Consider the following 8,702-nt stretch of genomic DNA (forward strand, 5'->3'; position numbering starts at 1 on the left):
GCCGCCTTCCAGACATGGCGCCGCTATGACGCCGACCGGCGCAACATGATCCGTGCTGAAGTCGCCCGCATCCTTGCCACGCCCGACCTCAGCCGCGACACGACGGAGATGCTGACCCGGATCCGGGGTGGCTGAAGCCCCGCTGCTGACCTATCGGCGGCAGGCGCGCAACCGCGCGACGGCACTGGCGGTCGCGGGGGTCTGGGCGGCGATGGGTTTCGCATGGGTCTTCTGGGACGCATCCTCGCTGGTGCTGGCGCTGCCCGCCCTCTTCACGCTACCGGCCTTGTGGGATCTGTGGCGGAATACGCAGAGCAGCCTCACCCTCACCCGCGAGGCGCTATCCTGGCGCACGGAGACGCGGGAGGTGGAGGTTCCGCTGCGGGACATCGATCGGATGCGGATGGACACGAGGCTTGACCTCAGCGTGCGGATGACGGTGCGGCTGAAGAACGGTTTGCGGCTACGTATTCCGCCGCAATGCACGCCCCCGCACCGAAAGTTCGAAGACGCGCTTACCGACGCCGGGATCACCACGGAGCGGCATCATTTCTCGCTGATGCAATAGGCCCGCCCTCAGGGCCGGGCGCGGGGCCGCGTCGCATTGAGCGGCATGCAGTAACTTTGGCGTTTCAGCCAGTTCGCCATGTCGACCCGTTTGCGGGCATTGCGCATGGGGCCCCAGTCCGCCGCGACGCCGCGCCCGCCCCGACCATAGATCACGCCGTCGCGCGGTACCGTCACGGCAAGGATCCGGACCGCACAGCTCAGATTTGCCGCGCCGTTTTTCAGGGCATCGCCGGTGCCTACGTTGCATTTGTAGCCCCGCGCGGTGGCGGGCAGTATCTGCAGCAGCCCGTACCAGCGCCCCCCGCCCCCGACAGCGGCCGCCTTGTAAGTGCTTTCATGCTTGGCCAGCGCCGACATGAAACCGACCCAGAAGGCACGGCGGTTGCCGTGGGATTGCATCGGATAGGCCGGGCACCAGAACTCGACATCCGCCGGCACCATGTCCACCAGCGGGCGGCCATGATTCTTGAGCGCGGCCAGCGCCGCCCGGGTCCAGAGCGCATGGCCGCGTTTGTGCTGCCAGCGGGTTCGCGGGATGTGACCGGGCCGCGCAGGGGGGCGCAGCGCGCTGATCGCGATGGGCGCCGCCGTGGCGAGTTGCGGTTTTTCCGCCTCTCCCGGAAAGGCCGGTCGGGGTTCCAGCGCCACGGGCGCCGGTCCCACAACGGGCGGCGTATCGATCGCCCGCTCAAGGTTCCTGTCGGGGCGAAGCTGCGGTCGCAGCACGCCCTTGGCCTCCGCCAGCACCTGAACCGGCAACAGCGCCAGCATCCCTGCGATGAATAGGTTTTTCATCGGGGCAATATGCGGCCCGGCCCGCGATGAATGCAAGCTCATGGAATCTCGCGCATCCGCCGGGCGGCGGAAATGCGCGCGTCTGCCCGCGAGGGGAACGCCCCTGTGAAACCGCGATTACGTCCTGCGGGCGCCATGTTCGCGCCCCAAACCGAACCTAGCCTGTTGCAAAGGCCGCCCAAAGGCCAGCAGTTGAAGTACAGGTACGTGTCCGATGTTCCCAAGCCGCCAGATCGCCGATCGTCTGCACCAGTGTTTCGCCGCGTTCAGAGCGCCGCGGGGCGCCCGACCTGTGCGCGCGGTGGAGCAAGAGGTGCATCCCGTCCTCGCGCAGCAGGCGGTGGCAGCGGTACGCGCCGGCGGGGGCAGCATTCTGCAGATCGCCTGCCCCGATCCGACGGCGGAGGACGAAGCCCGTGATCATCATCAGGCCGTGGCGCTGCGCCTCGTGCGGCAGGAACGCTGGGCCGAGCTCTCCCGGACTATCCGTGCAGCCGACGCCAAGCGCAGCCTGACGCCGGGAGCCATGTCCATCGCCGAACTCATGGCCTATGGCGCGCGCGCGGATGTGGTGCTTGCCGCCGAACATGCGTTGATCGACGGTCGGCCTGACCGCAACGCGCCCCTTCTGGCCGGGATCGAGGATCTCGAACTTGTGCTCGAAGACAGCCCCGAGGATTACGTCGTCGCCGCCATCGTGGCCCAGGCCCATATGGATCTTGGCTGGGCATGGCGCGGCACCGGCTGGGACGTGGAGGTCCCCGCCCGCAACCGTGCCGCCTTTGCCGCCCATTTCGAACGGGCCGAGGAAATCCTCGCCCCCTTCGCGGACGAAGCCGCGACCTCCCCCCTGCTGGCCGCGACGCAATGCGCCCTCTTGGGCGGCAGCGCTACGGACGGGCGCGCCGTGGCCGACCGCTACGAACGGCTCATCGACCTCAACCCCGAAAACCCGCGCCCCATGCGCGCCATGGGCAACCACCTGCTGCCACGCTGGTACGGCAGCTATGCAGAGCTGGAGCTGGAAGCCCGCCGCACCGCATCACGTACGCAGGCGGTCTGGGGTGCCGGGGGCTATACATGGGTGCAGTTCGACGCCATCTCCTGCGATGACGAAGCCTGCGCGCGGCTCGATCTGCCGTTCTTTGTCGAAGGGTTGCACGACATCCTGAACCGCCGCCCCGATCCCTATACCACCAACCTGCTGGCCGCCTATTGCGCCAACAGCATCGGTCAGGCCTTTTCCGGCAACGATCATGCAGACCATGTACGCGCCCAGATCGCCGATTGCGCGGGCTGGATCGTGCGCGAGCATCTGACGGAACTGCATCCGATGATCTGGGCCCACGCCGCGCGCGGATTCGACAACAACCTGCGGGTCCAGTGCCCGACGCGCTTTGCCGCCTCGGGCCGGGATGACGCCATGCGCATCATCACCTCGCTCTTCCAGGGCGAAATCGCGGCGGGCAAACGCGTCGTCTTCACCGAAACCGGGCCGGAAACCCGCGCCGCCTGATCGGGCCACGCCGCCGCCCCTTGCAGCACTCGGCCCCCTGTCCTATGACCTCCAGCGATCCCTGACGCACGAGGTTCCCATGCTCGACCTGACATATGACACGCCCAAGGCGCGCACCATCGCGGGTGCCAAGCACGACTGGGAACTGGTCATCGGCATGGAGGTCCATGCCCAGATATCTTCGCAGGCAAAGCTCTTTTCCGGTGCTTCCACGAAATTCGGCGCAGAGCCCAATTCCAATGTGGCCTTCGTGGATGCCGCGATGCCGGGGATGCTGCCGGTGATCAACGAATTCTGTGTCGAACAGGCGGTGCGCACCGGGCTGGGTCTCAAGGCCAAGATCAACCTGAAGTCCGCCTTCGACCGGAAGAACTACTTCTATCCCGACCTGCCGCAGGGCTACCAGATTAGCCAGCTTTACGAACCCATCGTGGGCGAAGGCGAAGTGCTGGTCGAAATGGGCGACGGCACGGCACGTCTGGTGCGGGTGGAACGCATCCACATCGAACAGGACGCCGGTAAATCCATCCACGACATGGACCCCAACATGTCATTCGTGGATCTCAACCGAACCGGCGTGGCGCTGATGGAAATCGTCAGCCGCCCGGACATTCGCGGCCCCGAAGAAGCCGCCGCCTATCTGGGCAAGCTGCGCCAGATCCTGCGTTATCTGGGCACCTGTAACGGCGACATGCAGTCAGGCGCCATGCGGGCCGATGTGAACGTGTCGATCTGCCGCCCGGGCGCCTATGAGAAATATCAGGAAACGCAGGACTTTTCGCATCTCGGCACACGGTGCGAGATCAAGAACATGAACTCCATGCGGTTCATACAGCAAGCCATCGAAGTCGAGGCGAAGCGCCAGATCGCCATCGTCGAGGCAGGCGGCGAAGTGGTGCAGGAAACGCGGCTCTTCGATCCGGACAAGCAGGAAACCCGTTCCATGCGGTCGAAGGAAGAGGCGCATGACTACCGCTACTTCCCCGACCCCGACCTGTTGCCGTTAGAGATCGAACAGGGATGGGTGGATGACATCGCCGCCAACCTGCCCGAATTGCCCGACGCGAAAAAGGCGCGCTTCATCGCCGATTTCGGCCTGTCGGACTATGACGCATCCGTGCTGACGGCCGAAGTTGCTTCGGCAGACTATTTTAAGAATGTGCTGTCGGCGATTGACCAATCCGGTGAGGTATTGGTCAAGACAGCAGAACGAATGGATACTGACAATCCCCTTCCGAAATTACCAATGGTCGAAGCGAAATACGCCGCCAATTGGGTCATTAATGATCTATTTGGACGGCTCAAAAAGGAAGATCATGACATCAGCGAGAGCCCCGTCAGCCCCGAACAATTAGCTGGAATTCTTCTGTTAATCGCCAAGGGCGACATTTCCGGCAAGATCGGCAAGGACCTGTTCGAAATCGTCTATACCGAAGGCGGCGACCCGGCGCAGATCGTCGAGGATCGGGGCATGAAGCAGGTGACGGACACGGGCGCCATCGAACAGGCCGTGGATGACATCATCGCCGCCAACCCTGCGCAGGTCGAAAAGGCCAAGCAGAACCCCAAGCTGGCGGGCTGGTTCGTGGGGCAGGTCATGAAGGCGACCGGTGGCAAAGCGAACCCCAAGGCGGTCAATGAAATCGTGGCGGCCAAGCTGAACGGATGAAGCGGCGGCGCGACAGGCTGTCCATCCATAACGAACGGGTGAAGCTCTTTGCCGGGTTCTTCAACACGCTGGGCCTCGGCTTTCTGGGGGTGGCCTTGCTGCGCCCGCTGGTCGAAGGCAGGGTGGTGAGCGATCCGTTCCTCGTGGTCTGGATCGCGACGGGGCTGGCACTTCACGGCGCGGCGCACTATATTCTGAGGTATCTGGAAAGGGAGGTCGGCGATGACGGCCTATGAAATTTTCGTACCCCTCTTCGCTCTCGGCCTCGCCGGGGTGGGGGTTCTGCTGGCCCGCCATTCGGCGCACCGGCTTGAACGCGATGCCGCTGACGGATCGCGCAGCGAATGAAGGCTGATTTGCGGGCAGGTCACCGGATCGCGGAACGCGCCTCCTGATGTCAGCGCCTTTCCGTTCGTCAATGATGCGGGTGCGCCCAGAGTGGATCGATTTCAACGGTCATCTCAACATGGCGTATTACAACGTCCTGTTCGATACTTCCGTCGATCAGGCCTATGAGCTTCTGGGCTTCGGACCGGACTATCAAAAGACCGGCTGCACCACATATGTCGCCGAATTTCATGTCTGCTACGTCCGGGAACTTCATGAAAACGATGAAGTTTTCGTCACGCTCCAAATCCTCGACCATGACGCGAAGCGGTTCCACACCTATCAGGAGCTTTACCACGCCGATGGCTGGCTTGCCGCAACCGCCGAAGGGCTGACGCTGCATGTGGACCAGTCCGGCCCCCGCGTCGCCGAGATGCCCCCGCATATCCGGGCCAACCTTGGCCGGATGGCAGAGGATCACGCAAAGCTGCCACGCCCCGAAAGGGCCGGGCGCAGCATCGGGATCCGCCGTCGCAAGGCGGGCTGAAGCGCCCGACCAGCATCAGGCCCAAGCCGCACAATCGGGCGCGAATTTTACGTTTCGGTACCGTTCCGGCAGTTCCAATCATCGCATCACTCGCCTATAAAAGCGGGCGTCTGTTGCTGAGGTTACCCCATGCCCCGTTACGAATACAAAGTTGTTCCTGCCCCGAACAAGGGCGTCAAGGCCAAGGGAGTAAAGGGGGCGGAAGCGCGATTTTCCCATGCCTTGCAAGAGCTTATGAACAGCCTTTCATGTTACGGCTGGGAATATCAGCGCGCCGAGACCTTGCCCAGCATCGAACGCAGCGGCATCGCTTCGTCCACCACCGAATGGCGCAACGTGCTGATCTTCCGTCGCCTGCGCGAGAATGACGCCGATGCTTTCGCCCCCGAGCTGCTGCCCTCCCCCCGGGCGATGCCCGCCGACATGATGGAAGACCCGCCTGCGGAACCACGGGCCGAAAAGACCGATGGGGCGGCCGCCTCCACTGACGCCGAAAAGCCTGGCGGCGACGCCAAAAAGGCAGATGGCGCCGATGGCCACGATCACTCCGCCCCACTCGACGGTCACGACAAACCCGCGGCGGAAGATGAGGATCCCGATACCGTTACCGCGCGGTTCAAAGGGGTCGCCGCCTCCCTGAAACCCGACCCCGAGGGCAATTCGAAAAAATCGGATTGAGCCTGCTCAGTCGCCGAGATCCAGCGCCAGTGCATGGATGCGCCCCATGAGGTCGCGACCCAGCGCATCATGCACGGCCCGGTGACGGGCGATCCGGCTCATCCCCTTGAAGCGCGCCGACCGGATGCGCACGTTGAAATGGCTCTCCCCGCCCTCGCGATAACCGCCGTGTCCCCGGTGGCTTTCGCTATCGTCCACCACCTGCAATTCGCGCGGTTCGAACGCTTGCTCCAACCGGTCCGTGATCTCTGCTGTTACTGACATTTTTTTGCCGCCGCCCCTTCAATCTCTGTCCCATCCGTCTAAACTCACCCGCCTGAGTCGGAAAGGTACCCTGTATGCCCAAAGCTGATCCCTTCGGATTCGACATGTCCGTGTCGTCGTCGAAAAAGAAAAACCCCCGTGGCCGTCGCGGCATGTCGGGCGCTTCGGAGACGTCCACGCGGGTCTGCGATCACCCCGATTGTCAGGAACCGGGAAAGTACCGCGCGCCCAAAGCACCCGATGTGCTGGATGATTATTATTGGTTCTGTCAGCAGCACGTACGGGAATACAATCTGAAGTGGAACTTCTTCGACGGCACGACCGAAGCGGAATTGAATGCCCAGATGTCCAAGGACAAGGTCTGGGAACGCTCGACCAAGCCGCTGGGCGATCCGGAGGCGCGGGCCTGGGCGCGGCTCGGCATCGAGGATCCGCATCAGGTGCTGGGCAAGAACGCGACGCAGAACCCCGGGCGCGGGCAGCAGGCGGGCCGCCGCCTGCCCCCCACCGAACGGCGCGCGCTGGAAATTCTTGAAGCGAAGGACAGCTGGACCAAGCCCGAGGTGCGCAAAGCCTACAAGGCGCTGATCAAGATCCTTCACCCCGACATGAACGGCGGCGACCGCAGCCAGGAAGAGCAGCTGCAGCAGGTGGTCTGGGCATGGGATCAGATCAAGGGCAGCCGCAACTTCAAGGACTGACTGATTCAAGGACTGACTGGCGAAGGAGCCGAGATGGCGTATCCCTATGACCTCGGCCTCCACAGCCGCCCCGTTTCGGGTGCCTCCGCCGGGGCGCAGGTCTGGTTCGATCGCGGGCTGAACTGGACCTACGGTTACAACCACGAAGAGGCCATCGTCTGCTATCGCCGTGCGCTGGATGAAGCGCCGGACTGCACGATGGCGCATTGGGGCATCGCCTATGCGGCGGGGCCCAACTACAACATGCCGTGGTCGCTTTTCGATGCACGGACAAAGGCCAAGGCGCTGTCGCTCGCATGGGACGCCACGCAGGCCGCGCTTGCCGGTCTGGACAATGTCAGCCCCGTCGAAGCGGCGCTGATCCGCGCCCTGCCCGCGCGCTATCCCCAAGCCACCCCGATCGAGGATCAATCCGGCTGGGACCGGGACTTCGCCGATGCGATGCGGCAGGTTCACGCGGCATTTCCCGATGACGCGGAGGTCGCCACGATCTTCGCCGAGGCGCTGATGAACCTCAGCCCGTGGAAGATGTGGGACATCGACGCGGGCGGTGTGCCCCGGCAGGCGGAAACGCTCGAATGTCAGCGGGTGCTGGAACGGCATCTGGCCCGCCCCGGGGGCATGTCCCACCCCGGGTTGCTGCATCTCTATATCCACCTGATGGAAATGTCGCCCGAGCCGGAAAAGGCCCTGAAGGCAGCGGATGCGCTGCGCGATCTGGTGCCGGACGCGGGCCATCTGATCCATATGCCCACGCATATCGACGTGCTTTGCGGCGATTACGAAAAGGTTGTGCGCTGGAACCGGCGCGCCATTGCGGCGGACCTGAAATATTATGCCGAAAACGGCGCCTTCAACGTCTATTCAGGCTACCGGCAGCACAATTACCACTTCGTCATGAGCGGAGCGATGTATCTGGGCCAGATGGCCCCCGCCCTTGCCGCGGTGCGCGAGATGGCGGAAACCTCGCCCAAGGCGATGCTGGAAATCACCTCCCCGCCCATGGCCGATTATTTCGAGACCATTCTCGCCATGGAGCCGCATGTCCTGATCCGCTTTGGCCGATGGGAGGAGATTCTGGCCCTGCCCCTGCCCGAGGACCGGACGCTTTATTGCGTGCGGGTGGCCTTCATCGAATACGCCAAGGCGCTGGCACTGGCCTCGCTGGGGCGGGTCGAAGAGGCGACGGCGCAGGAAGAACGCTTTCAGGCCGCACGCGCCAAGGTGCCGGAGACGCGCCTGCTGCATAACGTGCGCACGGTGGACCTGCTGGAGATCGCCGATGCCATGCTGCGCGGTGAGCTGGAATATCGCCGGGGCAATTTCGACGCCGCCTTCGCTTCACTGCGGGAGGCCGTGCGCCTTGACGACGGGCTGCCCTATGACGAGCCATGGGGCTGGATGCAGCCCACCCGCCACGCCTTGGGCGCGCTCTTGCTGGAACAGGGCCATGCGGAAGAGGCGGCACAGGTCTACCGCGAGGATCTGGGCCTCGTTCCCGGGTTGCCGCGTGCCTGCGTGCACCCCGACAACGTCTGGAGTTTGAAGGGCCTGCACGATTGTCTCGAACAACTGGGCGAGACGGCGGAGCTGCCCCAGCTGCGGCTGCGCCTGTCGCTGGCACAGGCCCGGGCG

At 64.0% G+C, this 8,702-nt stretch carries 12 protein-coding genes; 10 read left to right on the forward strand and 2 right to left on the reverse strand.

Features of this window, described 5'->3' with window-relative positions; all coding sequences use genetic code 11:
- Together A3764_RS25225 and A3764_RS15230 are read left to right on the forward strand one after the other, a co-directional pair.
- Window positions 1–135, forward strand: a 135-nt coding sequence (locus A3764_RS25225) for an aminopeptidase N C-terminal domain-containing protein (protein WP_161487499.1), incomplete at its 5' end; no start/stop codon positions are given.
- A complete protein-coding gene (locus A3764_RS15230) occupies window positions 128–568 on the forward strand; it encodes a hypothetical protein (RefSeq protein WP_067920910.1) in 441 nt (146 codons plus the stop codon). The genes A3764_RS25225 and A3764_RS15230, both read left to right, overlap by 8 nt.
- 8 nt (window positions 569–576) lie before the next feature.
- Here A3764_RS15230 and A3764_RS15235 read toward each other — a convergent pair whose 3' ends face one another.
- A complete protein-coding gene (locus tag A3764_RS15235) occupies window positions 577–1,365 on the reverse strand; it encodes a transglycosylase SLT domain-containing protein (RefSeq protein ID WP_236628209.1) in 789 nt (262 codons plus the stop codon).
- A 214-nt stretch (window positions 1,366–1,579) separates the two neighbouring features.
- Between A3764_RS15235 and A3764_RS15240 the strand changes: the two genes are divergently transcribed.
- The 6 genes from A3764_RS15240 to A3764_RS26050 all read left to right on the forward strand — a co-directional run bounded on the left by A3764_RS15240 (window position 1,580) and on the right by A3764_RS26050 (window position 6,102).
- Entirely contained in the window at window positions 1,580–2,881 is a 1,302-nt protein-coding gene (locus A3764_RS15240; protein ID WP_236628210.1) for a hypothetical protein, read from the forward strand.
- A gap of 79 nt (window positions 2,882–2,960) precedes the next feature.
- Window positions 2,961–4,550, forward strand: a complete 1,590-nt coding sequence (gene gatB / locus A3764_RS15245; protein WP_067920914.1) for an Asp-tRNA(Asn)/Glu-tRNA(Gln) amidotransferase subunit GatB — start codon at window positions 2,961–2,963, stop codon at window positions 4,548–4,550.
- Entirely contained in the window at window positions 4,547–4,786 is a 240-nt protein-coding gene (locus tag A3764_RS15250; protein WP_067920916.1) for a hypothetical protein, read from the forward strand. The genes gatB and A3764_RS15250 overlap by 4 nt, the downstream gene beginning before the upstream one ends.
- Complete coding sequence (locus A3764_RS26260; RefSeq protein WP_269084757.1) at window positions 4,773–4,898, forward strand: hypothetical protein; 126 nt, start codon at window positions 4,773–4,775, stop codon at window positions 4,896–4,898. Before A3764_RS15250 ends, A3764_RS26260 begins: the two co-directional genes overlap by 14 nt.
- A 46-nt stretch (window positions 4,899–4,944) precedes the next feature.
- On the forward strand, window positions 4,945–5,424 hold the full coding sequence (locus A3764_RS15255; protein WP_067920918.1) for a thioesterase family protein: 480 nt from the start codon (window positions 4,945–4,947) through the stop codon (window positions 5,422–5,424).
- 234 nt (window positions 5,425–5,658) lie between these two features.
- A complete protein-coding gene (locus tag A3764_RS26050) occupies window positions 5,659–6,102 on the forward strand; it encodes a DUF4177 domain-containing protein (protein ID WP_443069387.1) in 444 nt (147 codons plus the stop codon).
- Window positions 6,103–6,108: 6 nt separating this feature from the next.
- Here the strand turns inward: A3764_RS26050 and A3764_RS15265 are convergent, their stop codons facing one another.
- A complete protein-coding gene (locus tag A3764_RS15265) occupies window positions 6,109–6,366 on the reverse strand; it encodes a BolA family protein (RefSeq protein ID WP_067920920.1) in 258 nt (85 codons plus the stop codon).
- 74 nt (window positions 6,367–6,440) lie between these two features.
- On the opposite strand from A3764_RS15265, the gene A3764_RS15270 reads away from it, so the two are divergent.
- Together A3764_RS15270 and A3764_RS15275 are read left to right on the forward strand one after the other, a co-directional pair.
- Complete coding sequence (locus A3764_RS15270) at window positions 6,441–7,067, forward strand: DnaJ domain-containing protein (protein WP_067920923.1); 627 nt, start codon at window positions 6,441–6,443, stop codon at window positions 7,065–7,067.
- Window positions 7,068–7,100: 33 nt separating this feature from the next.
- A partial coding sequence (locus A3764_RS15275) for a hypothetical protein (protein ID WP_067951731.1) occupies window positions 7,101–8,702 on the forward strand: 1,602 nt, incomplete at its 3' end.

It is taken from the genome of Sulfitobacter sp. HI0129 (assembly GCF_001635395.1).
Taxonomy (GTDB): domain Bacteria; phylum Pseudomonadota; class Alphaproteobacteria; order Rhodobacterales; family Rhodobacteraceae; genus Sulfitobacter.

Bases quoted from the DNA above. Each gene is read 5' to 3' on its own strand.
- A3764_RS15240 (WP_236628210.1), top strand. From the start codon at position 1,580: ATGTTCCCAAGCCGCCAGATCGCCGATCGTCTGCACCAGTGTTTCGCC.
- A3764_RS15235 (WP_236628209.1), bottom strand. From the start codon at position 1,365: ATGAAAAACCTATTCATCGCAGGGATGCTGGCGCTGTTGCCGGTTCAG.
- A3764_RS26260 (WP_269084757.1), top strand. From the start codon at position 4,773: ATGACGGCCTATGAAATTTTCGTACCCCTCTTCGCTCTCGGCCTCGCC.
- A3764_RS15265 (WP_067920920.1), bottom strand. From the start codon at position 6,366: ATGTCAGTAACAGCAGAGATCACGGACCGGTTGGAGCAAGCGTTCGAA.
- A3764_RS15270 (WP_067920923.1), top strand. From the start codon at position 6,441: ATGCCCAAAGCTGATCCCTTCGGATTCGACATGTCCGTGTCGTCGTCG.
- A3764_RS15250 (WP_067920916.1), top strand. From the start codon at position 4,547: ATGAAGCGGCGGCGCGACAGGCTGTCCATCCATAACGAACGGGTGAAG.
- gatB (WP_067920914.1), top strand. From the start codon at position 2,961: ATGCTCGACCTGACATATGACACGCCCAAGGCGCGCACCATCGCGGGT.
- A3764_RS15255 (WP_067920918.1), top strand. From the start codon at position 4,945: ATGTCAGCGCCTTTCCGTTCGTCAATGATGCGGGTGCGCCCAGAGTGG.
- A3764_RS26050 (WP_443069387.1), top strand. From the start codon at position 5,659: ATGAACAGCCTTTCATGTTACGGCTGGGAATATCAGCGCGCCGAGACC.